The sequence below is a fragment of the Pirellulales bacterium genome, assembly GCA_036499395.1.
In the GTDB taxonomy this organism is placed as follows: domain Bacteria; phylum Planctomycetota; class Planctomycetia; order Pirellulales; family JACPPG01; genus JACPPG01.
The window spans coordinates 80089-106085 of record DASYDW010000134.1 but is presented as its reverse complement, the minus strand read 5'-3'; the positions used below and the strand labels follow the sequence as shown (position 1 = coordinate 106085).

Below are 25997 nucleotides of genomic sequence, written 5' to 3'. Positions count from 1 at the left end.
GCCGGGAATCTCGATGACTGTCAGGGATGGATCCGATCCAATGTCGGTTGACGTGCTGCGGCATGCTTGGGCGCTCTTGGCGGCAGCCGAATTGGGGGTATGGCCCGGGCACGACGAGCGGATGAGCCCGCAGGAATTGCAAGATCGCAACGCACTGTCGATCGTGCTGCTCGATATTCTGCCACGTGCAGCGTGGGAATCGCTCCCGGCTGTCATGCAACGCTGGGCCGAGGAGTTTTCCGCGGGCGTGGTAACAGTCGCAGAGCTACGCGCGAGCGCGCGAAGTGTCTTGAAGCAGGGCCGCACGGCAACTCGATCCCCGGCGGAAATGGTTGGTGCTCCCTTTGCAGTTCCAGGCGAGAACACGAGCTTTAATGAAGGCGATGCTGAACGGCTGTATGCCTATGGGCTGTCGCTGTGGTTCGAGCAATTGGAAAATAGCCCCCGCTGGCGGCAGCTTCCCAATGCGATCCCAGGTGAAGCGGCCGCGGAGATCGACGATGTGTTCGTCGAATTGCAGGCGCTTCCGGAGAACCATCCGGCGGCGGTCGGCGCCGAGGACGATACGAGCGAGCGACAGCTCGCCCGCGATGCACGGAGCGGGAGGTATCCGACGGTGAGCATTTCCGCTATGGTTTCGCGCACCCTGGAAACGTGCCTGGTGATTGGAGCGCCGGGCAGTGGCAAGTCAACATTGATCCAATGGCTGACCCGCGCCGTCCGACGGGGAGAGTGTGCCGACTTCGACTGGGCGGTGACGATCAAGCTGAGCGCCTATGCCGCAGTGCTCACAGAACGCGCCAAGCTTTCGCTGCTGGAATTCTTCTTTCACAATCTCGGCGTTGAGATCAAGGATTGGCGACCAGCGGTGTTTTGGCTGCGCCGCCTGGCGATGCAGCAGGGGCGGATACTTTTGCTTTTGGATGGATGGGACGAGGTGCCGCTGGCACAGCGGGCGACGGTTCGCGATCGCATCAAAGCCGAGGCGGCGAACTTTGTCACGATCATTACCTCGCGGCCAGCCGGGCTCCCGCGCGAAGTTCAGGACCGCGGCCGGATCGATTTCTATACCATTGCCGGTCTAGCGGACCGTGCGCGCGAAGATCTGGTCCGCAAAACACTCCACAATCTCGGCCGTGCGGACTTGACCGAAATTGTATCGAAGCGGATCGCCACCGATGCGGATTTGCAGACAATGGCAGCAAATCCGTTTCTGTTGGGGTTGTTGGTGCGTGTGCTCGCGCGCGAAGGGGACATTCGCGCCGCGCACTCACTGGCCGGACTCTATCGGCAAATCACCGCTTGGATTCGAGAACAATACGAGCGAGATCGCGGCCGAGAAGATCCACTAGTGAGTGAACATATCACGGGCCTGCGACGCCTGGCCTATCAACTGCTCTTCGCCGGCCGGCCGCGTTACTTGTTTGGCAGCGATGAACTGGCGGAGAGTCTGGCGCCGCGCTCGACCGCAGCGGTCCTGCGCAGCCGGTTCGTGAATCGCATCGATCCGGTTTACGACGAGCACGCCTTCCTGCATGCCACGTTCACGGAGTATTTTGCGGCGTGCCATGCCAGCAAGTTATCTGGTGATGAATTCGTGAACTTCTTGGATCGTGCATTTGCGTCAGCCAGCCGGCTGATCGTGCTGGAGTTTCTGGCCGGGATAGGTGGAGAGGCCGAAGAGCAATGCCAGACTCTGGCTGTGAAGTGGATCGAAGCCCAAGATCGGTTCCAACGGGTGCTGTTAAAGGTGGCCCGGCTAGCTACGGCAGGCCGCTGGAAGGGAAGCGAGCCGTTGGGACACTTCTTACGAGATTCTTTATGGCGCGTCATTGAAGAGAATCGCGACATGGCGCTCGTGGAAGGCGCGGTGCGTGCCTACGCCGAACTGGACCCCATCGACCTATCGCGACGGGCACTGCGGGCGCGACAGCTCGATAATTGGGCCGTGAATTGTCTGCTTGAGTCGGTGCCGGCGCCGATTGCCCGGGAGCAGGGGCTCGATGCCCTGTTGACGGGCGCCTGGGCGGACGTAGCCGGTTTCGCCGTGCGCGGCGGCGCTAGCGCAGAAGAATGTCAGGAAATCCGTCGTATCGTCGCCGATCCAGAGGTCGCAGAGGAGGAACGTCGGCACGCGATTATGCGGGCCGGAGCGGCGCGAGACAGCGATGCGGTCGACCTCCTCAAAACGATTGTCGAAAACCCGTCGGTGGCGATCGAGCTGCGCGAGCAAGCCATCGATAGCCTGGGTGCCGTTGGCGATCGGCCATCCGTCAACGCGCTCGTGGATTATGTCATCGGTCTGCGACAAGTGCCCGATCGATGCGCCCGGATGGCGGCGCATGTCCTGCGCCACTGCGAGGCCTCGCAGCGGGCCCTCGATCCGAGAGGCCGCGATCGGCTGTTGCGACGTCTGGCCGTTCTGCCGGCCGATCACGCGCGGGTGGAATTCCTCCTCACGGCGCTCGAAGGTTTTCCGATTCGAGATGGCGGACGGTTGATCGGTCGCATTGCACAAGACGCTGCGGCCCCGGCGAGCACCAGAGCCTTGGCGGTTCGTGTGCTGACAAGTGTGGCGAACCGACAATTGCTCGAACGGATTGTGGCCGAAATCGCGACAGAGCAATCGAACGAGGTTGCGGACATGCTCTTGCAACTGGCCGTCCAACGTTCGCTACGGGTGCCGCTGGCCTGGCTCAATCAGAAGACGCTCGCCAGTCGCGATCGAACGCGAAGAACCGATCTGCTGGGAATCTACTTGCGCTTGCTGCCACAGGCCTCGGCGCGGGAGCTACGTGACGCCAGCGAGTTTTTGCACAAGCTGGTCAAGCGAGCCCTCGATGATCGGTCACCAAGTGCTTGCGAGATGGCGCAGGTGTTGACACGCGCGCTCAGCATGGTCGAAGGAGCGAAGGAACAATTCTTGGCACCGGCGACGCTCATGCTGGCCCGGGACCAGTTGGCAACGTTTGCCGACGCGCCACAGTCTTTGCCGGCCGAGCAAGTGCAGCTTGCGGTGGCGCTAGTAAGGTTCGCGAATGATACAGCAGCGCGACATGCGGCGACGCGCGCTCTGAATACGGCTCTCGACGACGAGGCTTGGCTGGCCGACGCTGATCCGCGTGCGAGAGAACGTATTGCCCAGGCACTGGCCAATACGCTGGTGGAAATCGCGCCCGCAGAGCTATTGCCGTTTCCTCGGGAATGTGAAGTGGTGGAAGGGGCGTTGCGTACAAAGGCGGTACGCTCGGGTTGGCTGGTCTTTGCTGACCGTATTGTCGACGCCGAGGGACAAGAAGTTGCGCGGCTGCCGGGCGTTAATGCTGCACAGCCGGCGCCGCCCCCCGCTCCTGAGATCGCGGACGTGATCAATGAACTTCCGGAAAGGTCACGGCAGATATTGCGCTGCTATTGGTCGATTGTCCATGAGGGTGGCCTGTGCCATCGGGGCGACACCCACAAGAAAATCTACGACACGGCCAAAGCGTGCTGGAACGGCGAGCGCGGCGAGAGCTGGTCCAGAATCGTCGAGAACTGCCTGCCGGGAGAATTTCCTCAGTGGGAAAGCTGGCGAAAAATCCTCAGCCGAATCGAACGGCAATTCAAGGACCGGACCGAGCTAGCCGCCTTGCTTCGCCGGATCGGTCTCTATCGGCGGGAACCAAAACACCCACGGCCGTAAGCTGCTGCCATTACGCGACGCCTTTGGGACACCAAACTTTTTTTGTGCGTCCCAATCGTAGCGTTGCTATTTCTGACAGCGATTCGACGTTCGTCGACCGTTCCTTGATTGCGGTGTCCGTGACATAGCGCCCTTATTGTTCATTGGCGTTGGGACACGAGGTGTCCCAACCGCGCGCAGCGTTGTCCCAAGGCCCCCAAGGGTAGAGCGTGACCTGATTCGGTCACCGAGCCCGAGAGGAGCCTTGTCGTGGTTCAGCCATTCAACAACCAAGCAGCGGCTGGCAGTGTCTATCCCGAATTGGCCCGCCATCAGCGGGACGAACCGTGGTTTGGGCGGGACCTGGTCGCCGAGCTGCAGGCTTGGGCCGAGCGGTACATTGTCGAGTTTAAACTCGACATCCCCGAGATCGTCCTCTGTATCGAACAACTGCCGCGAACTCGCTACGCGCAGTTTCGCAATGGGCACAACAAGTTTGGTCTGCGGGGCGAGATTGCCTTCAATACGCTCTACCTCGACGGCAGCCGCTCGCGCTGGGAAGTGCTGGGCACGCTGTTGCACGAACTGTTGCACGGTTGGCAACAGGCGCACGGAACGCCCGGCAAGCGGAATTTTCATAACAGCGAGTTTCGCGCCAAGGCGGCTGAGCTGGGCCTGGATATCGATCGGCGCGGTGTAACCGCGCACCAGGCTCACAGCCGTTTTAAAGAGCTACTTCTGCGGCACGGCGTTGACGTGCCGATCGACGAGGTGCAGCCGGTGACTGTTGCTTCTCGCAGCACGGCCAAGCTCAAGAAGTGGACCTGCGGCTGCGTCAATATTCGCGCGGCCGTGGAAATCAACCTGCGCTGCCTGAATTGCGGCGGCCAACTCGTTCGCGATGACACGCCCGGTCAGGCTCGGCGCGCTCCTCGCTCGCGACAGCACCGTTAATGACCTTTGGCTTCTTAACAACACCCCTTTTTTCGTAGCGGAGAGTTTTATGGACGGCTTCTTCTCGACCATTCGGTTCTTCTTCGGTTGCGGCACGTTGTTGGTTCTGGCGCTCGTGGTACTGGCGCACCTACCCAAAAGTCCGCTACGCGCCGCGCTCGTGCAATTCTGCGGTTGGGCAACCGCGCTCTTGTGCGGTGCTCTGATTGTTTCACCAGTGGACCCGATCCCGGATGTGTTTTTCCCCATCGGCTTCATCGACGACATCGTGGCGGTGATCGTCGGGTTTAAAGCCGCCAAGGCCGCCTGGAAAGCCGGCAAGGAAAAGGCCGCCTTCGAGGAGGAAGAGGCGGCCGCGGCGGAGCGGCGGGCGGCATGAGGCCACCCGTTCGCCCGTCGTTTTGTCACCACCATTTTTCAGGAACACCTCTCATGGTTTACGAAGCCATTCAATATGTGCCGATCGACTCGATCGACTGCCAGCCGCAGGTTCGCACGACCTTCGCCGAGCAGTTGCTCGTCGGGCTAGCGCGCAGCATCCAGGAAGTCGGCTTGCAACAACCCCTCCGTGTCCGCGCGGTCGACGACCGGTTCGTGGTTGTCGACGGCGAGCGCCGTTTGCAGGCGGCCCGGATGATCAAGCTGGCCGAAGTGCCGGTCATCGTGGAAGAAAAGCCGCTCTGCATCGGTGAAGTCATCCATCGTCAATTGGTGGCCAACCTCCAGCGAGCTGGCCTGACTCCGGGCGAACGGGCGCGGGCGATCAAGCGGTTGATGAATGAAACCGGATGGCCGGCTACTGAGGCCGCCGGCAAGTGCGGTATCTCCAGTGCCACGGTAACTCGCCTGCTGGCGATTCTGGAGTTGCCCGAACCTGTGCAAGCACGGATCGATGCCGGCGAAATTCCGGAAAGTGCCGGTTACCTGCTTAAGCAGGTCGAGGATCCAGAAAAGCGCGCCGCGCTCGTCGCACAAATGGCCAGCGGCCAGCTCACGCGCGATGCGCTCGCGACCGAGGTCAAAACCGAGCGTCCGACAAAGTCTGCCAAGCCTAACCCGGGCCTGAACCGCGCTACGGCCCTCTTGGCCGGTGGTGATTCGGTGACCGTCGTCGGTACTGAACTGACGCTCGATCGCATGGTCGAGGCGCTCTCCGCCGTTCTGGCGCGAATTCGTAAGTTGCGGTCGCGCGGGATTGCGGATGTGGCTATGGCCTGCCGCCTGTTGCGTGAAGAGGCCAAGGCCGAAACCAAAGCCGTGCCGCTGGTGGCCGAGGAGGTGTCGTGATGGACGAGAACCAGATGCTTCTCAGCTGCCTGGCCACGCTTGGCGTATTGTGGCTCGCCGTGCGCCGGCGGCAGCCCCGCAAAGGGAACCTGGACGCTCCCTTGTTTCGCTGGACAAAAAAAGATCCCTTCACCGTTCGCGATCTGATCAACGGTGGGGTCTGCATCGTCGGGCGGGTGGGCTCCGGTAAGACCAGTTCGTCGGGGCGCCTTGTGGCGCAAGCCATTGTGAACTATCGCAATTCGGGCGGGCTGATTTGCGCCGCCAAACCGGGCGAGGATGTGGCTCTGTGGCGAAAAATCTTCGCCCAGGCCGGCCGCACCAAAGATCTCTTGGTGTTCGAGCCCGAAGGAAAGCTGCGCTTTAACTTCCTGGCCGAGGCATTGCGCCACGGCGGTCACACCCGTGAGATTACCAAGTGCATTACCACGATCGGCGAGACCTTGCGCTCGGCCGATCACCGCCGCGGTGAGAACTCCGATTTCTGGGAGCGCGAGCAGGAACGGATGATCTACAACGCCGTGGGGCCGGTGAAGCTGGCCACCGGCACGGTCAACGCTCCCCAGCTGCAGGAATTCATCGTTACCGCCGCCGAAAATCCGTCGCAACTGCAAGACCCAAGTTGGAAGAACAAGTTTCATTGCCAGTGCATGGAAGCGGCGTGCCAAGCCCGCAAATCCAAATTCGACACGCATGATTTTCAGCTCGCTAGTGATTACTGGTTCGGTGAAGTTCCCGCGATGTCCGATCGAACGCGCTCGTCGATTACCACGGGCGTGCTGGGCATCCTGCATACGTTCAATACGGGCCTGGTGCGCGAGCTGGTCTCGACCACTACCAATGTCGGTCCGCAGGACTTGCTACGCCGCAAATGGATTCTCATCAACATGCCGCCGGCCGCCTATGGCGACATGGGCAATTTCGTGAACGCTGGTTGGAAATACCTGGTCCAAAAGTCGATTCTCCGCCGCCACGCCAAACCCAAAGACCCGATCAACGTGATCTGGTGCGATGAGGCGGCGCAGTTCACCAACAGCATGGACCCGTATTTCGTCGCCCAGTGCCGCTCGCACCTGGCTTGCCTAGTCTTTCTGTGTCAGTCGTTGCACTCGTTTCACGCGGCCCTTGGCGCCAGTGAAGGCCGCGCCCAGGCCCAGGCGCTCTTGGCAAATTTCGGGCACCGCATCTTTCACGCCCTGGGCGACATGGAAACCGCCATGTGGGCCAGTGGACTGGTCGGCCAGCGCTTGGAAACGCTCATCGGCGGCTCGATGCAGCCGGCCGGCGATATCTGGGACGAGATCATGAGCTACGGCCAATTCACCTCCACGTTCAATACGCAGTGCCAACCGATTCTGCAAACCAACGAATTCATGAACGGCTTGCGTACCGGCGGCCGCAAGGCCGGTTACTTCTGTGACGGGATCGTGGTGCGCTCCGGCGAGCCGTTTTCCAACGGCGAAAACTGGCTGCGAATGGCCTTCAGCCAAAGGTGAAATATGCACAACCCTCCTCATCACCATCCGTTCGACATGCGCGGTGCCGTCAACCTGCTGTACGTGCTGGTTAGCGGCCACGCCACCTGCGTCACGCCGTTCGTGCGCCGTAACTTCGGCCGCGAGGCGCTCGGGCGAAACGGCGCCGTGGCCTTCGTGATTCTGTTTTTCTACATGGCCGCGTATCCCCGACATTTCGTGGTCCAACAGTTCACCTTCTGGTGGTTCGTGATGTTCATCCTGCAGCGGCTGAAGACGATGTATTTGGTCAGTCGCGGGCTGTCGCCGCACAGTCGCTACGACGGCTATCCGTACCTGGGATATCTGCTCCCTTTTGTGAAGGATCCAAAGGGCGCCTCGATCATCGAATTCTTGGCGCTATTGGGGGGCGGCATGTGGCTTTCGACCGTCGACGCGCCGCTCGGCAAGCTGATCATCGTCAGCAGCGTGTGCCTGGTCGTGAAAAACGCCATCGACGAAGACATTGTCCGCCGTCGCCTGCAATCGATGCGCGATGCCGAAATCGAGCAGCGTGTGCTGCTGGATCGTTATCGCCGCGGCGACTTTTAACCGGAGGTTTGTATGTCCAAGAATGAAAGCACGCGTCCGGCTTTCAGTGCCCCCTTGTGGGCCGCCTTGCGGCAAGGATCGAAGGAACTGGCTCAGGCTCTGCCGGCTTTCCCAGATAGCATTCGCCCCATCGAAGAGCCAGGCATGATGGGCAATCCGACGCCGCAACAGGTCACCGAGCAATCTCGTAACGAGAGCGATTTTCAAAAGTTGCTCGATCGGTACGACAGCCGATCGGACGGCCGGGATGACCGTGGCCAAGGAATGGATCGATGAATTTACTACTTGCCGTTGTGCTTGTCTGGACATTCATCGACCAATGGCCGCTCCGCTGGTTGGCCTGGGCCTGGCTGATCATCGTGTCGTTGCCGTTTGCTGTGCTGGTGTTGACGCTGTGGAGCTTGATTGCGGGCGGGAGATGGATAGGCGCGTCTGTTGGCCGCCTATGCGGCCAGTCCATCCCGGTTGATTCGGTCGTGGAGAAATCGTGATGTCGTTTTCAAACCTGTTCTTTCTGGCATCCTGCACGGCGATGTACCGCCTCGGCGTTTTCAACGAGCGCCATCCGGGCCGCATGCGCGAGTTGTTGTGGAAGACGGTCGTCTGGACTTGGAAATCGCTAAATAAGTAACCCGCGAAGTTGGCAGAGTCAGGATCGGACATGGATCCGCGCCGTTGGTACTTCGTCTGCGCCTGTTGCGGTGCCAAGTGGTTCGCCACGCGGGCTGAGATGCCATGCCCACGCTGCGGTAGCGAGTCGCGTTCGACCGAACAACTCGTACCGCCCTGGCTGGCGGCCCTTAAGGTAGGTCAGCGTGAAGTCAATGCAGGGAAGCAGTGATGAAGGATCGGTATCCCAATCTTGGTGCAACCGATTACAACGATTCGCCGATTGCTCGGCAGTCGCTTGCGGCTGGTCCTGCATTACCCACCTGGATCACACCCGAGCTGATTGCAGAAACGATCCGCGTCTGGCAACCCTACTATCAAGCTCGCCTTACAGCGGAAGATGCTATTGCAATCGTCAAAGACGTGGGGCGGTTGTTGGACGTGCTGTCGCGGAATGAGGTGTCGAAGTAGGGCATCCGATGATCGTGCAGTCATTGATCTGGCATGTCGGATTGAGGTGCTACCATAGGCAGGTTGCAAAGTTACATCAACGATCGGCCATTGCTGGTGGTTCACGTAGCGGAAAGGAAACGGCCGCCCCGTTGACGTAGGCCGAAAGGCCATCGAGGTCGGGAAAGATGGTGCTTTGGTTCACGCCCATGATGTCCAATGTGTAGAGCAGGTCCGTTTTCAGGTCGGCTGGGACTTTGATCGCCTGTAGGGGTTTCAATGGCTCACTTCCCCACGGGTGATAGGTAAACAATCCCGACTGACGGTCAATGCGCGCGTTCAAGACACGCGGTATGTAGCCAAAGTACGGGTACTTGTCACGCAGGTCTCCAGTCAAAGCGCGAGCCCCTCCGATCTTTTCGATTGTCGGCTCAGCGGCGAGCACATCCATTGGCGGTGCATACGTCGTGTAGACCGCGCCGTCGTTACCCTCGCCGCCTACCGCAGCGAAATATAACGCGACCAGAGGATTCGCGGTCCAATCGAGCAACGGCGTGGCTAGGCCGTGATGCTGCGCAAGCGCTAGAGCATCCAGCAGTGACACTGGTAGTGCGACGTGACGGCACGCGCTGCGTGCCCACGAAAAGTAGATCATCGCCGGGTCACGCTTACAGAATGGCTCACGATTAGCTTTCGGCACTAATGGCCAAGCCTGAGCCTGACCGCGCCACCAACAATTACTGCTTCTTGCGACGTCGAGCACGTCCACGACTAGCCGCACTCCACGCCCGAATTCTTTGTGAATCCCATGATTCATGGTCAAACTCGTCTCGCCGGAAGAATTGCCCTGCAAAAGGATAGCTTTTGCAGGGCAACGCGGGCGGCTGCAAATTGGTCTGGCGTCCAGCACCGGCCTCTGGTCTGTGCTCGACGATGCCCAGCCTGCCCCGTTTCGCAACCTGAATCATCAACGCACAGGTTGGGACAGGGAACCTGCTATGGGAGTCGCCCAACTTCGGAAGACGCCGTTACAATTATCCAGGGCATCGATCAATTGTTGGCATTCCCTCCAGAGATAAAGCCATGAAACAGTACGTCGCCTTGGCACGGGTCAGCAGTCGAGAGCAAGAGCGGGAAGGTTTTTCGCTGGCGGTTCAAGAGGATGCACTGCGGCGGTATGCCGAACACGTCGGTGGCACGATCCTGCGGTTATTCAGAATCGCCGAAACAGCGAGCAAGCGGGACGAGCGCAAAACGTTTCGCGAAATGATCGCGTTCGCCAAGAAGCATTGCGTCGAGATCAATGCCCTGTTGTTCTACAAGGTCGATCGGGCCGCCCGCAACCTCTTCGACTATGTCGAGCTGGAACGGCTAGAGTCCGAGTACGACGTGCCGTTCATTTCGATTTCGCAGCCGACCGAAAACAACCCGGCTGGCCGCATGATGCGCCGCACGCTCGCGAACATGGCCAGTTTCTTCACCGAGCAAATGGCGGTCGACATCAGCCAGGGAATCAATCGACGAGTCCAGGAAGGATTTTTCCCCGGCAAAGCGCCTTACGGCTATAAAAATGTGCGGGCCAACGGGCGTCGCGTGATCGCTCTCGACGAACGCGAAGCGTGCAATGTCCGCCGGTTGTTTCACCTCTACGCCTACGAAAACCAAACCCTGGAAGGCGTCGTGAAGCGGTTCGCGAACGAAGGCATCGAGTATCGGCCGGGCAACCCTGCCTGGAGCCGAACGTCGATCCACAACATGCTGACCGACCGGTCCTACATCGGCGAGGTCCGTTACCGGGACAACTGGTACCCTGGCAAGCACGAGCCGATTGTGGACCGTGGGACATGGGACCGGGTACGAGCATTGCTGGGCAATGGCCAGCAAGCACGGCACACGATGACCTACGCCGGCGAGTTCATGCAATGCGCACACTGCGGACATCACATCACCGGCGAGGTCAAAACCAAGCAAACTAAGGCAGGGGAACGTCAGTATCCCTACTACCGCTGCACCAGGTACACACAGCCTGGACATCCTCGCGTTCGTGTCACCGAAGTAGAGCTCGACCGCCAGATTTTGGCCATCTTTGACAAGATGCGCATCGAGGACGATGCGGTACGCGAGTGGTTTCGAGCGGTGCTCATTTCACAGACGCGTGACGCGCAGGCCGATTCCTTGGCACAGCGAGCCGAGTTGCAACGACAAGAGAGTCTGCTTGTCGGTAATCAAGACCGGCTGTTGAATCTGCGCATCAACGACCAGATCGACGAAGCAACCTTCGCTCGCAAGCAGACCGAGCTTCGCGACCGACTTGCCGGCATCAAACTACAGATCGATGCGCTCGATCGTTCGCACGACGAAAAGGCCGAATTAGCGGTGCGGGTGTTTGAACTTTCGCAAACGCTGCGCGAGCAATGGCTTACGGCCGGCTACGCTGTGAAGCGTCGAATTCTCGAAATCATCTGTTTGAACTGCCGCCTCAATAGCACAACTCTTGTCCCCACAATGAGAAAGCCCTTCGACGTTCTCGCCGAAGGGCTCTCTGTTCCCTTGAGTGGAGGATAGGGGACTTGAACCCCTGACCTTCTGGCTGCCAGCCAGACGCTCTCCCAACTGAGCTAATCCCCCGGTTGTATTCGCACACTTAAGCCAGATGCGTATCACGCGTCAGGTTTTTGCGCTTTAATGCTTAAGGCTGGTGACTATCAGGCACCACCCGCATGCGTTTTCACGCGTTCGTTCCTGCGTTTCGGCGGCCGATCAAAACTCGGCAATCAAACCGGCGAAAAGACCTCGACCGCGGCCACAACTCATGGCTAGAATCGGGGTTGCATTCACCGACCAGAAAATTTATCACCCTGGCTCAGGGGTGTCAATCCTGGGTGAACCGTCAATCCGACCGGTTGGACGGCCTTCGCCGGGCGGCACAACGCCGCGGATTCGATGCTGGCGGGCCAGTCACGCGTATTTACGGACCGAGGCGGAGGTGCGTTTGAAGAAGCTTGTCGTCAATCTGCTTAAGTTCGGCATCTCGTTCGGCATCCTAGGTTACCTGATCTATGACGCCGTCAGCGACGATGCGTTCGCGCAGATGATGGACCGCCCCAAGAACTGGGGCTGCTTCGCCGCGGCCTGGGCCCTGTGCATGACGGCCACCTGCCTGACTTTCGTGCGCTGGTACTACCTGGTCCGCGCGCTCGATCTGCCGTTTCGCATGGCGGACGCCTTTCGGCTCGGCTTCCTGGGCTACATGTTTAACTTTGTCTCGCTGGGAAGCGTCGGTGGCGATCTGTTCAAGGCCGTCTTTATCGCTCGCGAGCAACCGGGTAAACGGGCCGAGGCCGTGGCGACGGTTGTTATCGATCGGATCATCGGGCTGTACGTTCTGTTTCTGGTGGCGAGCGTTGCGGCCCTGGTCACGGGGATCATTTCGACCCAGGAAGAGTCAGTTCGCTTTCTGGTGCAACTGACGCTGGTACTGACCGTGGTGGGCGCCCTGTTTATTGTGGCGCTCGTGATGCCTGGTTTTACCAACGGGCGCGTCTCGACCTGGCTGAGCGAGCTGCCGCGCGTGGGCCCGCTGTTCGGGCGCTTGCTCGAGGCGATCCGCATGTATCGCACGCGTCCTGGCGTGCTGATTCTGACCTGCGTGTTGAGCGTGTTTGTACACGTGCTGAACACGTTTGGCATTTACTTGATCGCGCGTGGGCTGCCGGACCCGGTTCCCTCGCTGGGCGCACACTTCATCATCGTGTCGTTGGGCATGCTGGCCGGGGCGATTCCGCTGCTGCCCGCCGGCTTGGGAGCCTTCGAAGGGGCGATGGAGCTGTTGTACCAGGCCGTGCCGGGCGGAGTTGTTGTGCCGAAGGACGAAGGGCTGATCGTGGCCTTTGGCTATCGGGCGATCACGATCTCGATCGCCATTGTCGGCGCCGTGTTTTATTTCCGCGGCCGGCGCGACGTGGATGCGGCTTGGAAAGAAGCCGAACAGATGGGGGACAAGCCGGCAGCATCCGCGGCGACCGGTGGCGCTTCCGCCGCTGCTGCGCCGCGCAAAACTTCCGCCGAGCGCACGGTTACGAACGGTCACGATGCGAAACTGCCCGTCACTGAGACTCGCCAGGGGGCAGGGCCTCGTACGAAGGACCATTGAGGCGACGTCCGTCGTAGAAGACATTGCCCCCGCGATGCAATAGTGCCGGGGCGCTGGCGGATTCGACTTCCGTTTCCTCGATCGACGTCGTCGAGGGACCGTCGGTCAGAATCTGTGCGTCACCATTGTCGTTCAGCAGGCAGGACCGAATTCGCACGCTCGAAGCGCCTCCCACGGCGATGCCTGCCCGACCGTTGCCGCGGGCGATCACTCCGACGAGCTGACAGTCTTTCGCGCAATCGTGGGCGTTGATGCCGTCGAGCTGAAAGCCTTGCACGGTCAGGTTGCGAATGATTACGTCGTGGACTTCGTAGAGCGTTACGCCCACCGTCAACGCGGCATAAGTCAGCGGATAGTCAGCCGGAAATTGCCTTTCCTCGGTGCGGAAGTAAATCCAACCATCGGCCAGGCACCACTGCTGCGGCGCGAGCATCGGCAGTCGGCCTAGCGCATTGTCGAGATGACGGCGTTCGACCGGCGGTCCATCGAGAAACAGTTGGGCAAACGCGAAATGGGGCGGTCGGAATCGATAGATGTCGCCGCGGAAATGCTCCCAGGACTTTGTCGGTACTAGGTCCGAGCCGTCCAGGATCGCGCCGTTTCCTTCGATCACGAACGCTTGCCGGCCAAGACCATTGTGGCGTCCGCCCATCAGCGTCACGCTCTCGCGATACGGAACGCCGGTGTCGGCCATCACGATCCGGTCGCCCGACCGAGCGAGTTCGAGCGCTCGGGTCAGCGACCGTAAGGGGCCGCCCAGATCAGCGCTAGGAATTTGCGATTTGCCGCTGCCGGTGTCGTCACCGCGCACGTTATCAACGAACAAATCATTGGCCCGGGCCGGAGCCGTCGCAAGGCATAAGCAGCAAACGGCAATTAGCAGACGATGGCGCATCGAACGGAATACCCAAGAAATCTTGCGGGGACCATCACAAGTTTAGCACGCTTCTCAGGCGCTCGATCGCGGCGCATTTTGGTAAAATTGATTCAAGAAAGGCGATTCAACGAGTTCTGAATTCGCGGGGTGTGGCTATGCGTGTTGCCATTGGCAAATGCTCGCTTGAATTGCGCCAGGGAGACATCGCCAGCGAGCAGGTCGACCTGATCGTCAACGCCGCCAATAGCCAACTGGCCGGCGGCGGTGGCGTCGACGGTGCGATTCATCGGCGCGGCGGTCCAACGATCATGCGCGAAACCAACGAGCGCTACCCGTCGGGCTGTCCGACGGGTTCGGCCGTGATCAGCGCGGCAGGAAATCTGTCGGCGCGGTTTGTCGCCCATGCGGTGGGACCTGTGTGGCACGGCGGAGTGTTGGGCGAGCCCAGGCTACTGGCCAGCGCGTTGCGCCGCGCGCTGGAATTGGCCGTCGAGCACGACTGTCGTTCGATAGCGATGCCCGCGTTAAGCACCGGCATCTACGGCTATCCGATGGCCGAGGCGGCGCAAGTTTCGATCCGTGCGGTGGCCGAGTTCCTGCGCGACCAGCAGCAGCCCGAATTGGTGCGCTTCGTGTTGTTCGGGCCCGAGGCATTGGCCGTTTTTTCAGCGACGTTGTCCCAGATGTCACTCGGCGAATCACAGGAATCTGGCTAGTCGGCCGGGAGGATTGCCACCTGTTTCCAGGCCGGAAAAGGCATAAACCTCTCGATGCAATCAGCCCGTACTGAGGGACCGGGAAATCGACGCTCGCCGGGGCCTCGCGTCCCGCGAAACTGTAGTGCCTCTTACAGGGTATTGTCGGCTGCTGGCACAGGACTGGCGACCGGTACGCCTGGTTGATTAGACTTGTCCATACCCGGCCCGCGGCCGTGGCGGCGCGGTAAGCGGTCGGTAACGCCCTCATTCGTATTTCTCGGGAGATAGTGCCCATGTCGTGCGCCCAGCGCGTGTTGTTCCTGCCGGCAGTGCTTGTCGGCGTGGCGGTTCTCTGTAGTGATCTTTCGCGTGTGGCCGCCGAGGAAAGCGGTTCGCTGGATGCCAAGGCGCTGGCCAACGACGTCACGATCTACCGTGACAAATACGGCATGCCGCATATCGATGGCAAAACGGATGACGCCGTGCTGTTCGGCTTCGGCTATGTGCAGGCCGAAGACTTCTTCTGGCAGATCGAAGATTCGTACGTCATGGGGTTGGGGCGCTACTCCGAGTTGTACGGCAAACAGTTCATCGACAAGGATACGCGGAACCGTGCTTTCGAAATTCCGCAGCGATCGAAAGAGGACTTCAAGAAGCTCGATCCCAAGCTGCAGCGCACCGGCGAAGCATTCATCGCCGGTATTAACTACTTCCTGGATACGCACCCGCGCGTGAAGCCGAGGTTGCTGACTCGGTTCGAGCCGTGGCACCTGTTGGCGTTTGCCCGAGCGGCCACGCTCGAGTTAGTCGGTGGTCATATGCACGTGCCGGGGGGCGACGTGCCGACCAGTTACGGCGAGCAGAAGCTGCAAGAAGAAGTTCGCGCCGCGACGGGAAGCAACGCGCTCGCCATCGCGGGCAGCCGCACGCGATCGGGCAAGCCCTTGCTGCTTATCAACCCGCACCAGCCTTACTACGGATACGGCCAGTTCTACGAAGCGCATCTCCGCAGCGGCGAAGGCTGGAACTTTACCGGCGCCTCATTCTTCGGCACGCCCTCGTTGGCGCTAGGGCACAATGAGTATTGCGGCTGGGGCTTTACGACCAACGAGCCCAACGTCGGCAGCGCCTGGCGCGAGACTTTCGATCATCCTGATGAACCGCTGAATTACCGCTACGACGGCGGCTATCGCAAGGCTGAGCAGTGGACCGACACGATCAAGGTTAAACGTGGCGGCGATTTCGAGACGATCAATCTCACGCTTCGAAAGACTCACCACGGGCCGATCCTGCGCAAGACGGGCGAGAAGGAATTCGTGGCCGGCAATATCGGCAAGCTGTACGACTCGCTGTTCTCGCGGCAGACCATGCAAATGGTCCGCTCGAAGAATCTTGACGATTTCCGCGCCGCGATGGGCATGCTCGAGATTCACCTGTTCAACACGGTCTATGCCGACGTACATGGCAACATCTATTACCTGTACAACGGCATCGTGCCAAAGCGCGATCCCAGCTTCGATTGGGAAAAGCCGGTCGACGGCAGCGACAAGCGTACCGAGTGGCAGGGCATCCATCCGCTGGCCGATTTGCCGCAAGTGCTGAACCCCAAGGCGGGCTATGTACAGAACTGCAATTCGACGCCGTACACAACGACTGACAATTCCGGTCCCGCGATCGGCGACTATCCGGACTACATGGTCGAAGATCGCTTCGACGACAAGCGCCGGGCGAAGGTGGCCCGCCTGCTGCTCGAAGACGCGCACGACGTCACCTTCGAGCGATGGCAGGAGCTGGCATTCGACACGACGATCTATTGGGCCCTGACCGAGTTCCCTCGTTACAAGCGTGACCTGGCGAAACTGCGCGAGACCGATCCCGATCTGGCCAATCGCGTGGCGCCGTATCTGGAACATCTGTTGGACTGGAACTGCAAGGGGTCGATCGAGTCGACGCAAACCACGTTGTGCATCGCTTGGTACGAAGAGCTGTACGGCTTTGGTTATCCGGCCGAAAAGTTGAAGCAGCAGTTCGTTTCGAACGTGCCCGAGCAATTCAAGGCGCTAGTCACCGCGGCCAAGAAGCTGGAAGACAATTTCGGCAACTGGAAGATTCCCTACGGTGACATCAATCGCTTCCAGCGGCACGCCAACGTCTCGGACTTCATCAAGATCCCGTTCAGCGATAACGTGGCCAGCTTGCCCAGCTCAGGCATTCCGGGCCCGCCGGGGGTGATCTTCACGATGTACTTCACGCCCACGATCTACGTGCCGCCGCTGAAGGTCATGAAGAAGCATTACGCCGTAGTCGGTTCGAGCTACATGGCAGCCGTTGAGTTCGGCGACAAAGTTGTGAGCAAGTCGCTGTTGCCGTACGGTTCGAGCGGCGATCCGAAGAGCCCCAATTTCTTCGATCAAGCCGAACTGATGTCGAAGAAGCAGTTGAAGGACAATCCCTTCTACTGGGACGATGTCGTAGCCGCGGCCAAACGGACTTATCACCCGGGCGAGACACCGGCCGAGGGCTCGGGCGCTCGCTAATCGCCAGCAGCCTGCCCCGTTAACGAAACTCACACAGAGAGAGCCATGATGCGAGAGCATTGGCTTTGCCTGTTCGCCTGGCTGGCGGTCGCGGCAGCGACGCGCGATTGCGCCCGTGCCGAAGAATCGCTGATGCTCCCGATGTCATGGAACAAGGGGGACGTGCGCCACTACGAACTGGTCAAATCACGAAAGAAAACCGGCGCTGCGCAGCGAGCGATCGACAGCACCACGCAGACGCCGCTGGTGGTGGAAGTTCTCGCGGCGGATGAAGAGGGCTTTCTGATCGCCTGGACCTTGGGCGAAACGAAATTCACCGGCGCGGCGCAAGGTAATCTGCTGGCCCAGAAAGTGGTCAACATGATGACGGGCATGAAAGTCACGATGCGCGTCAATGGTGAGGGCAATGTCCAGGAAGTCGTCAACTGGAAGGAAATCCGCGATCTTGTGGCGAAGTTCCTGAACCTGATGACTGATGAGCTAAAAGGGACAGGCATCGACGAACGGAGCGTCAGGGCAATCACGGCGCAAGTCTCGGCGGCATTCTCGACGAAAGATCAGATCCGCGAACGCTGCACCCGCGAAGCGCAAATGTTCTTTCTGCCCACCGGCGGCGGGTATTCGACTGACGGTCGAAAGTACGAAGACCGGCTCCCCAATCCGTTGGGAGGTGAACCAATTCCGGCATCGGCAGAGTTCGTTCTCAAGAGTGTCGATCGCGGTGCGAACACGGCCACGATCATCTGGAAACAAGCAGCGGATCCCGTCGCGGCCCGCCGTATTCTTACCGAGACGCTGAAAAATCAGGCCGCGCAGCTCGGCAAGAAATCCGACGCCCGAGATTCCGGCGACGTTGCGTTCAGCGACGTGGCCGAATTCAAAGTCGACCTCACGACAGGCTGGCCGGATCATATCGATTACCGGCGCACGATCACGGTCAGCGGCGAGACGCAAGTCGACGCGATGGTAATATCGTCAAAATAGGATCGCCCGTCTGTTTGATGGGCCTGCGTGACGTCAAACCTGGCTGAGGAACGTTCAGGCTGGACGGTTCGGATTCCGAGTAGGCGTGGCCAAACCGACTAGAACCGCCCGAATTTACCCCCTGTGACGTGACGGCCCCCAGTGGCGTATATATCCTGAGGGAGTGCCGTCGAAACGGGCGCCCGCCGTTGGCGTGAAACGCTCGAACACATTACGGGGAGGACCGTGTCATGTTGCGCTGGGCTCTGATGTTCTTGATCATCGCGTTGGTCGCGGCCGTGTTGGGCTTTGGGCAATTGGAAGGGGCGGCGATGTATGCCGCTAAGATCGTCTTCCTGGTCTTCCTGGTGTTGTTCATCGTGTCGGTCGTAACCGGTCGGCGCGGCGCTCCACTTTCGTAACTACGCCAGCACGAGCACGGACGCATGAAACTCGGCCTGATCAATTCGACTTGGGTGCAAGCCAATCGGCCGACCGAGTTCGGACTGCGAAAAACTAAAGAGATCGGCTTCGACGTTGTCGACATCTTCGTCGATCCGCTCGAGCTTGACGCGCGCGAGCGCCGCTTGATCGTCGACACCTGCGCCGAGTTGGCGCTGCCGATCATCTCGCTTCCTTGCGTGGCGGTGGGGCTCGCGGATCCCAGCGCCAGCGTGCGCGACTTTCACGCGCAGCGCGTGCGGGCTTACCTCGACCTGGCCTACGACTTTCGCGCCACCAACGTACTCTTGGTCGTCGGTGAGTACATCTGGAACAAAGAGGTCATTCCGCCCGCCGAGCAATGGCAGTGGGCGGCGGATGGGATCCGCGCGCTCGGAGAGTACGCGAAGACGCTGGATCTGAAAATCGTGATCGAGCTAGAACCTTTTCCGATGTCGCTGGTCAACGATGTCGAAACGATGGTGCGGCTGCTTGACGACGTCGGTCTGGCGAACGTGCAAGCAAATATCGACGTGTCGCATCTGGCCCTATCGCGGGTTCGGCCCGAGGAGTTGCGCCGGCTGAAGGGGCGTGCTGGGCACGTACACATTTCAGACTGCGATGGCCGGGTGCATGGCGACCTGCCGCCGGGGCGCGGGGTGGTGGAATTCGAGCCCTACCTGCGCGAAATCAAGGCCCTGGAGATCGACGGCGCGATCTCGATCGAGCTGGAATTCGCCCCCGATCCGAACCGCATCGTCCAGTGGGTCGAAGAGGCCTACCAGGCGACCGACCGGCTGCTGGCGCCGCTCGGGCTGCGTGGGTAGCAGGGGCGCGCGAGAAGGCTGCTGTTAAGTCTCGCTTCGCAGCCAGCTTGGGACGCGTTGCACGCGCCCTTCGCGGTCGACGCAGGCCAGCGTGCTGTGACCCTCGGCCAGTAGGTCCTCGCCGCGAAAGATCTCGTAGCTGTGCTCGATCTTGGCGGCGGAAATCCGCGTGGCGCGCGTCCGCAGAGTCAGTACGTCGTCGTATTTGGCCGGCTTCTTGTAGGTGCAGCCGATCCGCACCACGACCATGAACAGCCCGTCCTCTTCGACCTGACGGTAGTCACGACCGTTGGCACGCAACAGTTCGGTACGACCAATCTCGAAGTAGGTGAAGTAATTCGCGTGATGCAGGACCCCCATGGCGTCCGTCTCTTGATAACGGACGCGAATCGAGGTGTCTTGCTCGAGGATCATGGTCATAGGAGCTGCTTGAAGATCCATTTCCGGGGGGCGGCACGCGTCGGGCACCATACAAGGCGTTTCGACTATCAATGGTCGAGGCCCATCTTAAGAAGTATCGTGCCCACGACAAAGGCGAACTACGTCCCCCAGAGGCCAGCGGCGGTTGACGCAAAATCGCCCATTCTCTACAGTTAGCGAGTCGCTTTCGGGCGATAGCGGGCCTTATCGGCCCGCCACGCACCGCCCCTAGCATGGTGTCTGACACCGCAAGCCACGTCGCGAGCAACGAGTCGCATGAGTACGGGTGAAGGGACGGGGATCGGCTTTTCCACGATGCGGGGACGCAATTACCCCACGATCCGGCAGTTCACGGTTTTTCTCGAAAACCGCGTCGGGCAATTGCTCGAAGTGGTGCGCCGCTTCGAAGGGAGCAAGGTACGCATCGTCGCGCTGTCGATCGCCGACGCCGCAGAATGTGCCTTTGTGCGATTCCTGCTCAGTAACCCGGAAAAAGGGCGGGAAATCCTCGAACGGGCCGGGCTGGCCTTGATCGAAACCGACCTGATCGGCGTCGAGCTTTCGAGCGGTCCGCAGCCGCTTCTGGAAGTCTGCACGGCCTTGTTACAGGCCGAGGTGAACATTGTGCAGGCCTACCCGCTGCTGGTCCGCCCTCGCGGCCGTCCGGCGGTCGCCCTGATGGTCGATAACATCGACATGGGAATGGAGACCCTGGCGAACAAGGGTTTCTCGATGATCACCGAGGGGGATCTGGCCGACGAAGACGAGGAATAGCCTCGCGCCGGCCAGCGCAATCACCTCGTCCGCCGGACCGGATCGGGCTCGCATGATCGGCTCGGCGGCGCCCCTGCCCTTGCCGCCCCCGGTACAGTTCAATGCGGCCTGGGCCGCCCTCCTTGACTTCCCGCGCCTCGCGGGTTCAGACTAGACTTCGCTAGAGTATCGTTCGCCGCCTGATTTGCACCGCCGCCGAGTCTTTGCGCATGCCGATTTCTGTCGTTTGCCCGACCTGTAAAGCCCGCTTCCAGGTCAGCGAAAAGTTTGCCGGAAAGCAGGGCCCTTGCCCGAAGTGCAAGGCTCCGATCACGATCCCCAAGGTCGAAGTCGAGGTGCAAATCCATGCGCCCGACGAGGTCGCCGGGCCGGCGGGAAAGACCTCGACAGGCGCCCCCACGCTTAGCCCCATCATCCGCAAGGAAACCAAGCTTCCGCTGATCCCCAGCGTGATCGCAGGCTGTGCCACCCTGGGCGTCCTGGCCGTCGCGGCCGTGGCGGGCAAGGTCTTTCAAGAAATCATCGCGCTGCGCGGCATTGGCCTGTTTGCCGTCTCGGTGCCGATTACCGTGGCGGGCTATGCCTTCCTGCGCAATGACGAGCTGGAGCCGCACCGGGGGAAGTGGCTATGGGTTCGCGCCACGATTTGCGGATTGGGATTCACCTGCCTGTGGATCGCCTACTGGTTCATTCCCGTCGATCTGCGGACCACGGCCTGGAGCTGGTTTTTCATCGCGCCGATCCTGCTTTCGATTGGCGGAGGAATCGCCTGGGCCTGCTATGACCTCGATTTCGGCAACGGCTTCTTGCTGACCTGCTTTTACGCGGCGCTGACAATCGCGCTGGGATGGCTTGCTGGCCTGGAAATGCCCTGGGCCGTGATCCGATCGCGATAGGCTACACCGGCGCGAGTTTCGAAAATCGGCGTTCTATTTGGGCTGCCTTTCCAGAGTGGCGATCGATGCATGGCGTCTCCGACGCGAATGGGCGAGAATGTCCATTTTATAGGCCGTAATCGGGACGAAGTTGCAAACCGCCCTGCTTAATGGATGACTTCGATGATCAGGGGGACCCGTCTGGGTATCACGTCGGTACCGCTGATGAACATCAAGATTATCTTTGCCGTAGCATTCTTTGCGAATTCGATTCCTGCGTCGTTTATTGTAGCGCACGATGACGGCCGCGGCGGCCTTGTCGAACGAGCGAAAAATGCCACGGACAGCGATAAGATGATCCAATTCTTACGATGGGTTCACACGCGTTCAGAAAACGAAGTTCGAGAGTTCGTTCAAGCGAATGCGACATCCGACGATCAGCAACTACGGTTGATGTCGGCACTCTTATTACCAACCGCCAGTCGCGGAGAATTGCCACCCGAGTTCGTCGCAAGATTGCTATCCGATGCATCGCCGAGGGTCCGGCGGACCGCTTGGTTCACTGCACGCGAGGATCAAATACCGCCGGACGCCAAGGCCGAGGCGTCGCGCTCGAGGGATCTCTATATCCGAGCATCAATTGTCCTTTCCTGCGATTCCGCTGAAAAAGTCGCTCAGTTTTGTCGTGATACTGCCCCGTTCGTTCGAGCTTTAGCAATCCGTCGGTTAGGAAAGATCGCGTCTGACAAACCTGTTGATTCCAGCATCGTCGAAGACGCATTACGTATTTGCTGCGTAGATTCCGATCAACTAGTTCGCTCCAACGCGATTATCGCTGCGCGGGGTCTTCTCATGCTTCCGAAAGAAGTCGCACCGGGAATGGTGCTCGATAACCGAGAGTTCCTGTCTTTGGGCAGCGTTCTTGTAGGTGAGGATGAAGCAAAGGATGATCGATCGCGTTATGGTCTTACCGAGGAATATTTTCCGACAACGTACCTTTTAAATTTACGATCGCTTGGACGTACGATCCCTGAACGACCGTCGCCAATGTATAAGGTGCTGATTCTGCCAATGTCTGTTACGCGATGCATCGGCGGCGAAGCTGCGAATCTATGGAATACCGTCGATCCCGAGGCGGCCCGTCCGTTCCTACGCTCGGTCGTCGCATCGCCACAGGATCCCTCCGTGCTTCAGCTTTCACTTTCTAGGGTGCTTGGAATGCCCGTCGACTGGCCAAGCCAGGAATAATCGCTGGAAAGTGCATTAAGCGTTCGCGCGTGGTCGCTAGGTCGCGGTTTGCCCCGGCTTGAACGGACTACTTGGCGATTGACTTCCCGCCTACTGCCCAGGATGGGCCTGGCGAAAGCTGGCCGTCATTTCGCGAAAGATGCGCCGCACGACTTCGGGCGTTCGCAGGTCGCTATGCCCCTTCCCCTGGACGATCTCAACCGCGGCGTCGCTGCCGAGCGCCTGGAGCGATTCGGCCAGTTTGTGCACCGCCCCGTTCAGGTAGAACGTATCCAGCTCGCCGGTGATGATGTGCAGCTTGCCCGCAAGCTGCGGCGCGAGCGCGGGCCAGTTTCGCTCGAGGATGAGCCGGATATCGTATTTTTCCCACGCCTTGGCCACGGCCGGATCAATCTGGCCGGTCCGGCGATCCCAAAGCTTTTGCGGCTGCCCATCCGGACCCAACGGGCTGAACACCGCCTCGAACGAGCGCAATTGACCGCCCCGTCCGATCACGTCGTCCATGCGGCCGAAGTTCACGTACCACAGAAATGGCTCGTTGCCCCGCCTCCCGATCGGCCGCATAGCTCCCTGCGGATCGTAATACAAACTCAGCGGCGGCCGCGCGTAGAGGTTGACTTGTTGATAGTCGCGAAAATCGACCGGATCAGGCGATGTGCTCCAGCAGCCCCCGAAGGTCTCGGGGTAATTGACCTGCAACCACAAGCTCGACCAACCCCCGGAGCTATGCCCAGTGACGAAGCGGGCATTCGAATCGGGGATGGTGCGGAAGTGGGAATCGATGAACGGGATCATTTCGTGAACGAGCGCCGCGCCGCGCGGGCCATTGGTCGCGCTGTCGGCATAGACATGATGCCCCCATTTGCAATCGCCGCTGAGATAGACGCGGATGAAATCGGTTTCGTCCTGCTCTGTCTTTGGCGCCGTCTCGCGATACTTTGCCGGCGGCCGATGTGAGCCACCGAACCCCGGAATCTCGTACACGACTGGGTAACGCCGCTCGAGCTGCTCGTCGTAGCCCGCCGGCAGAACGAGCGTGGCTCGCTCGAACACCTCACGGCCAAAGAATTTCGACAACAGCTCGCTGCGCAGCGAGATTTCCTTGACCCACGCCGATTCCGCGACCGGCTCTTCGGCAATGACCTGGTCGAGTGTCAGATCGAATGTTTGCGTCGCCGCAGCAGATTTCGCATCGGCCCCGTCTTTCGTTTCGGCCGAATCGACCGTGATCTCGCGCGCGGCGCTGTAGAAGTTGCCGACCCCTTTGGCCTGGCTCTGATGATAGAAGTCGTAATCCAGAATGGCTTGGGCCCGATACTTTCCGGCGGGCAGTTTATCAAGCGCCTCGGGGTAGCCGTCCGCCCGAGCGTCCACGTGCAACACATCGCCGGGGGCCACGTTCTGCACGTCAACACCGAAGAACGGCTCGGCCTGGAACCAACTCGGGCCGCGCATCGGCTCGCGCACTTCACGCTGCGAGAGGAAGACGTACAGCCGGCCACTGACGGTTCGTCGGCCATCCTGCTCGGGCAGTTGCCGCTCGGCGGTCGCCCGATCGAGCGTGACGGCAAACGTTACGCCTTCGGCAGCTCGCGCAGCAGTGGCGAAAATCCCCAAGTAGTAGGCGAGGAGCAATTGACAGCAGAGCAGCCGGCTTCGAGTGCGCATGGGCGAGGTGACCTGCGGGAGTTTCGTGAGTATCCCGATTCTAATCGGCCGTCGCGCGGCTTGCAGCCGGTCGACGTCGACGATAGCTTACGCGCTTGAACAAAACCGTGGCGGCGACCGCCGCAGAAACTGCGCCGGTAAAGAATTCATGTCGACGATCCGCGAGATCCCCGAGGTGGCAGGGCTGGATGCGCCGCGCAGCATGATCCGCATTCCGCCCGAGCTGGATGTGCCGCTGACGGATCGCGTGCGGCAGATTCTGGACACCAAGGAATTTCGCCGGCTGGCGCGCATCAGCCAGTTGGGGCTGGTTTCGCTGGTCTACCCGGCCGCGATCCACACACGGTTTGAGCACTCGCTGGGCGTTTACCGTTTGGCTCTTTTGTATCTGAAGCAGTTGTCGCATGACGAACGCTTCGTCGAGGCGATTCGCCCGGCGGATGCCGAGATCTTCATCGTGGCGGCACTACTTCATGACCTGGGGCATTGGCCATTTTGCCATCCGATCGAGGATATTCGCCTGCCCGGGGTGCCGAGTCACGAACTGTTCGCAAACAGTTTCTTGCTGGAAGGCGAGATCGCCGACGCGCTGCGGTCCGACTGGCACATCAATCCACGCGACGTCGTGACGCTGTTGAGCGATAAGCCGCGCGATCCGAAAACGCGCATTCTGCAAAGCATGCTCTCGGGCCCGATCGATATCGACAAGATGGATTACCTGGCGCGGGACAGCCTGCACGCCGGAGTTCCGTATGGTCGGCACTTCGACCAGGGGCGGCTCATGGGCAGTCTGTGTCTGAATAAGGCCGGCGATGGCCTGGCCATTTCGGACAAGGGGCGCACCGCGGCCGAAATGATGGTCTTTGCCCGCTATGTGATGTTCAGCGAGGTGTATTGGCATCATGCCGTGCGCTCGGCTACGGCGATGTTGCAGCGGGCCTTCTTCCTGCTGCATGGCGAGCTGGACTTGGACGCCATGTTGCGACTGTCCGAGTCTGCGATGGTGACGGCGCTGACCGAGGCCGCGGGACAGGGGCCGGCCCGCGATTTGTTGAATGGCTTGTTTGGAAGCACGCGCCGCCTGTACAAGCGCGTGGATCAATACAGTTTTTTCGAACGCCGCGATCTTTACGATCAACTTTCGCGTCGGCCGTATCCTTGGCTCGTGGCGTGCGCCGAGCAGTTCGCAGCTCTGGCAAGCACATCTCTGGGGCGTGTTGTGGCTCCGCACGAAGTGATTTTCGACGCACCGCCGATCGGCCGCGAAGTCGAGTTCAATATCGAAATCTACTTCTCCAAAGAGCGGCAGTACCGCACCCTGGGCGAGGTTTCGCCCATGATCCGGGCACTAGCGCGCGAGCAGTTCGACGATTATGTGAAGCGAGTGCGCATCTTTGCGCATCCGCGCGTGACCAGCGAACTGCGCGAGCAAGGAAACGCAGCAACGCTGGTCGAACAGGCCATCGCCCGCATGGCCTGAAAAAGGTCT

General features: G+C 60.2%; 25 protein-coding genes and 1 tRNA gene. 21 read left to right on the top strand and 5 right to left on the bottom strand.

The window, feature by feature from the left end; translation table 11 throughout:
* Window positions 1-40: 40 nt before the first annotated feature.
* The 10 genes from VGN12_27960 (at window position 41) to VGN12_27915 (ending at window position 9048) form a co-directional block, all read left to right on the top strand.
* Window positions 41-3682 carry an NACHT domain-containing protein gene (locus VGN12_27960; protein HEY4313318.1) on the top strand — a complete coding sequence of 1214 codons (3642 nt, stop codon included), beginning with the start codon at window positions 41-43 and terminating at the stop codon, window positions 3680-3682.
* A 249-nt stretch (window positions 3683-3931) separates the two neighbouring features.
* A complete protein-coding gene (locus VGN12_27955) occupies window positions 3932-4615 on the top strand; it encodes a hypothetical protein (GenBank protein ID HEY4313317.1) in 684 nt (227 codons plus the stop codon).
* Window positions 4616-4664: 49 nt separating this feature from the next.
* Window positions 4665-4994: a DUF1232 domain-containing protein gene (locus tag VGN12_27950; GenBank protein HEY4313316.1), complete on the top strand. Its 330-nt coding sequence runs from the start codon at window positions 4665-4667 to the stop codon at window positions 4992-4994.
* 53 nt (window positions 4995-5047) lie between these two features.
* Window positions 5048-5902: a ParB/RepB/Spo0J family partition protein gene (locus tag VGN12_27945; protein ID HEY4313315.1), complete on the top strand. Its 855-nt coding sequence runs from the start codon at window positions 5048-5050 to the stop codon at window positions 5900-5902.
* Window positions 5902-7398 (top strand): TraM recognition domain-containing protein, encoded by a 1497-nt coding sequence (locus VGN12_27940; protein ID HEY4313314.1) that lies wholly within the window; start codon window positions 5902-5904, stop codon window positions 7396-7398. The genes VGN12_27945 and VGN12_27940 overlap by 1 nt, the downstream gene beginning before the upstream one ends.
* A gap of 3 nt (window positions 7399-7401) precedes the next feature.
* Window positions 7402-7968, top strand: coding sequence for a hypothetical protein (locus tag VGN12_27935; protein HEY4313313.1), 567 nt, complete (start codon window positions 7402-7404; stop codon window positions 7966-7968).
* A gap of 12 nt (window positions 7969-7980) precedes the next feature.
* A complete protein-coding gene (locus VGN12_27930) occupies window positions 7981-8244 on the top strand; it encodes a hypothetical protein (protein ID HEY4313312.1) in 264 nt (87 codons plus the stop codon).
* Window positions 8241-8459: a hypothetical protein gene (locus VGN12_27925; protein ID HEY4313311.1), complete on the top strand. Its 219-nt coding sequence runs from the start codon at window positions 8241-8243 to the stop codon at window positions 8457-8459. The genes VGN12_27930 and VGN12_27925 overlap by 4 nt, the downstream gene beginning before the upstream one ends.
* Window positions 8459-8599, top strand: coding sequence for a hypothetical protein (locus tag VGN12_27920; protein ID HEY4313310.1), 141 nt, complete (start codon window positions 8459-8461; stop codon window positions 8597-8599). The genes VGN12_27925 and VGN12_27920 overlap by 1 nt, the downstream gene beginning before the upstream one ends.
* Before the next feature lie 209 nt (window positions 8600-8808).
* Complete coding sequence (locus VGN12_27915) at window positions 8809-9048, top strand: hypothetical protein (GenBank protein HEY4313309.1); 240 nt, start codon at window positions 8809-8811, stop codon at window positions 9046-9048.
* Window positions 9049-9124: 76 nt separating this feature from the next.
* On the opposite strand, the gene VGN12_27910 is transcribed toward VGN12_27915, so the two are convergent.
* On the bottom strand, window positions 9125-9844 hold the full coding sequence (locus VGN12_27910; GenBank protein HEY4313308.1) for an FRG domain-containing protein: 720 nt from the start codon (window positions 9842-9844) through the stop codon (window positions 9125-9127).
* Between the two features lie 266 nt (window positions 9845-10110).
* Between VGN12_27910 and VGN12_27905 the strand changes: the two genes are divergently transcribed.
* Window positions 10111-11592 carry a recombinase family protein gene (locus VGN12_27905; GenBank protein ID HEY4313307.1) on the top strand — a complete coding sequence of 494 codons (1482 nt, stop codon included), beginning with the start codon at window positions 10111-10113 and terminating at the stop codon, window positions 11590-11592.
* On the opposite strand, the gene VGN12_27900 is transcribed toward VGN12_27905, so the two are convergent.
* A tRNA-Ala gene (locus tag VGN12_27900) sits at window positions 11583-11655 on the bottom strand. The two genes, VGN12_27905 and VGN12_27900, sit on opposite strands and share 10 nt — an antisense overlap.
* 364 nt (window positions 11656-12019) lie before the next feature.
* Here VGN12_27900 and VGN12_27895 point away from each other — a divergent pair.
* Window positions 12020-13180, top strand: a complete 1161-nt coding sequence (locus VGN12_27895; protein ID HEY4313306.1) for a lysylphosphatidylglycerol synthase transmembrane domain-containing protein — start codon at window positions 12020-12022, stop codon at window positions 13178-13180.
* On the opposite strand, the gene VGN12_27890 is transcribed toward VGN12_27895, so the two are convergent.
* The gene (locus VGN12_27890) at window positions 13134-14075 is read right to left on the bottom strand and encodes a right-handed parallel beta-helix repeat-containing protein (GenBank protein HEY4313305.1); all 942 of its coding nucleotides are present in this window, start codon (window positions 14073-14075) and stop codon (window positions 13134-13136) included. The genes VGN12_27895 and VGN12_27890 overlap by 47 nt on opposite strands.
* Window positions 14076-14212: 137 nt before the next feature.
* Here VGN12_27890 and VGN12_27885 point away from each other — a divergent pair, with 137 nt between their 5' ends.
* From VGN12_27885 to VGN12_27865, 5 genes are all read left to right on the top strand, one after another.
* The gene (locus VGN12_27885; GenBank protein HEY4313304.1) at window positions 14213-14773 is read left to right on the top strand and encodes a macro domain-containing protein; all 561 of its coding nucleotides are present in this window, start codon (window positions 14213-14215) and stop codon (window positions 14771-14773) included.
* A gap of 275 nt (window positions 14774-15048) precedes the next feature.
* The gene (locus tag VGN12_27880; protein ID HEY4313303.1) at window positions 15049-17292 is read left to right on the top strand and encodes a penicillin acylase family protein; all 2244 of its coding nucleotides are present in this window, start codon (window positions 15049-15051) and stop codon (window positions 17290-17292) included.
* Between the two features lie 45 nt (window positions 17293-17337).
* Window positions 17338-18276 carry a hypothetical protein gene (locus VGN12_27875; protein HEY4313302.1) on the top strand — a complete coding sequence of 313 codons (939 nt, stop codon included), beginning with the start codon at window positions 17338-17340 and terminating at the stop codon, window positions 18274-18276.
* 230 nt (window positions 18277-18506) lie between these two features.
* Entirely contained in the window at window positions 18507-18677 is a 171-nt protein-coding gene (locus VGN12_27870) for a DUF1328 domain-containing protein (protein HEY4313301.1), read from the top strand.
* Between the two features lie 24 nt (window positions 18678-18701).
* Window positions 18702-19523: a sugar phosphate isomerase/epimerase gene (locus tag VGN12_27865; protein ID HEY4313300.1), complete on the top strand. Its 822-nt coding sequence runs from the start codon at window positions 18702-18704 to the stop codon at window positions 19521-19523.
* A 24-nt stretch (window positions 19524-19547) separates the two neighbouring features.
* Here VGN12_27865 and VGN12_27860 read toward each other — a convergent pair whose 3' ends face one another.
* Window positions 19548-19943: a thioesterase family protein gene (locus VGN12_27860; GenBank protein HEY4313299.1), complete on the bottom strand. Its 396-nt coding sequence runs from the start codon at window positions 19941-19943 to the stop codon at window positions 19548-19550.
* Between the two features lie 276 nt (window positions 19944-20219).
* On the opposite strand from VGN12_27860, the gene VGN12_27855 reads away from it, so the two are divergent.
* The 3 genes from VGN12_27855 (at window position 20220) to VGN12_27845 (ending at window position 22840) form a co-directional block, all read left to right on the top strand.
* The gene (locus tag VGN12_27855) at window positions 20220-20717 is read left to right on the top strand and encodes an acetolactate synthase (protein ID HEY4313298.1); all 498 of its coding nucleotides are present in this window, start codon (window positions 20220-20222) and stop codon (window positions 20715-20717) included.
* Between the two features lie 209 nt (window positions 20718-20926).
* Window positions 20927-21613, top strand: coding sequence for a hypothetical protein (locus VGN12_27850; protein ID HEY4313297.1), 687 nt, complete (start codon window positions 20927-20929; stop codon window positions 21611-21613).
* Between the two features lie 204 nt (window positions 21614-21817).
* Window positions 21818-22840, top strand: coding sequence for a hypothetical protein (locus VGN12_27845; protein ID HEY4313296.1), 1023 nt, complete (start codon window positions 21818-21820; stop codon window positions 22838-22840).
* A gap of 90 nt (window positions 22841-22930) precedes the next feature.
* On the opposite strand, the gene VGN12_27840 is transcribed toward VGN12_27845, so the two are convergent.
* Entirely contained in the window at window positions 22931-24508 is a 1578-nt protein-coding gene (locus VGN12_27840; GenBank protein HEY4313295.1) for an alpha/beta hydrolase-fold protein, read from the bottom strand.
* A gap of 148 nt (window positions 24509-24656) precedes the next feature.
* Between VGN12_27840 and VGN12_27835 the strand changes: the two genes are divergently transcribed.
* Complete coding sequence (locus tag VGN12_27835) at window positions 24657-25988, top strand: HD domain-containing protein (GenBank protein ID HEY4313294.1); 1332 nt, start codon at window positions 24657-24659, stop codon at window positions 25986-25988.
* Window positions 25989-25997: the final 9 nt, after the last annotated feature.

What these genes read in the sequence shown, in the direction of transcription:
- VGN12_27960 (HEY4313318.1), top strand. Translation starts at nt 41, where the DNA reads ATGTCGGTTGACGTGCTGCGGCATGCTTGGGCGCTCTTGGCGGCAGCC.
- VGN12_27950 (HEY4313316.1), top strand. Translation starts at nt 4,665, where the DNA reads ATGGACGGCTTCTTCTCGACCATTCGGTTCTTCTTCGGTTGCGGCACG.
- VGN12_27945 (HEY4313315.1), top strand. Translation starts at nt 5,048, where the DNA reads ATGGTTTACGAAGCCATTCAATATGTGCCGATCGACTCGATCGACTGC.
- VGN12_27940 (HEY4313314.1), top strand. Translation starts at nt 5,902, where the DNA reads ATGGACGAGAACCAGATGCTTCTCAGCTGCCTGGCCACGCTTGGCGTA.
- VGN12_27935 (HEY4313313.1), top strand. Translation starts at nt 7,402, where the DNA reads ATGCACAACCCTCCTCATCACCATCCGTTCGACATGCGCGGTGCCGTC.
- VGN12_27930 (HEY4313312.1), top strand. Translation starts at nt 7,981, where the DNA reads ATGTCCAAGAATGAAAGCACGCGTCCGGCTTTCAGTGCCCCCTTGTGG.
- VGN12_27925 (HEY4313311.1), top strand. Translation starts at nt 8,241, where the DNA reads ATGAATTTACTACTTGCCGTTGTGCTTGTCTGGACATTCATCGACCAA.
- VGN12_27920 (HEY4313310.1), top strand. Translation starts at nt 8,459, where the DNA reads ATGTCGTTTTCAAACCTGTTCTTTCTGGCATCCTGCACGGCGATGTAC.
- VGN12_27915 (HEY4313309.1), top strand. Translation starts at nt 8,809, where the DNA reads ATGAAGGATCGGTATCCCAATCTTGGTGCAACCGATTACAACGATTCG.
- VGN12_27910 (HEY4313308.1), bottom strand. Translation starts at nt 9,844, where the DNA reads ATGAATCATGGGATTCACAAAGAATTCGGGCGTGGAGTGCGGCTAGTC.
- VGN12_27905 (HEY4313307.1), top strand. Translation starts at nt 10,111, where the DNA reads ATGAAACAGTACGTCGCCTTGGCACGGGTCAGCAGTCGAGAGCAAGAG.
- VGN12_27890 (HEY4313305.1), bottom strand. Translation starts at nt 14,075, where the DNA reads ATGCGCCATCGTCTGCTAATTGCCGTTTGCTGCTTATGCCTTGCGACG.
- VGN12_27885 (HEY4313304.1), top strand. Translation starts at nt 14,213, where the DNA reads ATGCGTGTTGCCATTGGCAAATGCTCGCTTGAATTGCGCCAGGGAGAC.
- VGN12_27880 (HEY4313303.1), top strand. Translation starts at nt 15,049, where the DNA reads ATGTCGTGCGCCCAGCGCGTGTTGTTCCTGCCGGCAGTGCTTGTCGGC.
- VGN12_27875 (HEY4313302.1), top strand. Translation starts at nt 17,338, where the DNA reads ATGATGCGAGAGCATTGGCTTTGCCTGTTCGCCTGGCTGGCGGTCGCG.
- VGN12_27870 (HEY4313301.1), top strand. Translation starts at nt 18,507, where the DNA reads ATGTTGCGCTGGGCTCTGATGTTCTTGATCATCGCGTTGGTCGCGGCC.
- VGN12_27865 (HEY4313300.1), top strand. Translation starts at nt 18,702, where the DNA reads ATGAAACTCGGCCTGATCAATTCGACTTGGGTGCAAGCCAATCGGCCG.
- VGN12_27860 (HEY4313299.1), bottom strand. Translation starts at nt 19,943, where the DNA reads ATGACCATGATCCTCGAGCAAGACACCTCGATTCGCGTCCGTTATCAA.
- VGN12_27855 (HEY4313298.1), top strand. Translation starts at nt 20,220, where the DNA reads ATGAGTACGGGTGAAGGGACGGGGATCGGCTTTTCCACGATGCGGGGA.
- VGN12_27850 (HEY4313297.1), top strand. Translation starts at nt 20,927, where the DNA reads ATGCCGATTTCTGTCGTTTGCCCGACCTGTAAAGCCCGCTTCCAGGTC.
- VGN12_27845 (HEY4313296.1), top strand. Translation starts at nt 21,818, where the DNA reads ATGAACATCAAGATTATCTTTGCCGTAGCATTCTTTGCGAATTCGATT.
- VGN12_27840 (HEY4313295.1), bottom strand. Translation starts at nt 24,508, where the DNA reads ATGCGCACTCGAAGCCGGCTGCTCTGCTGTCAATTGCTCCTCGCCTAC.
- VGN12_27835 (HEY4313294.1), top strand. Translation starts at nt 24,657, where the DNA reads ATGTCGACGATCCGCGAGATCCCCGAGGTGGCAGGGCTGGATGCGCCG.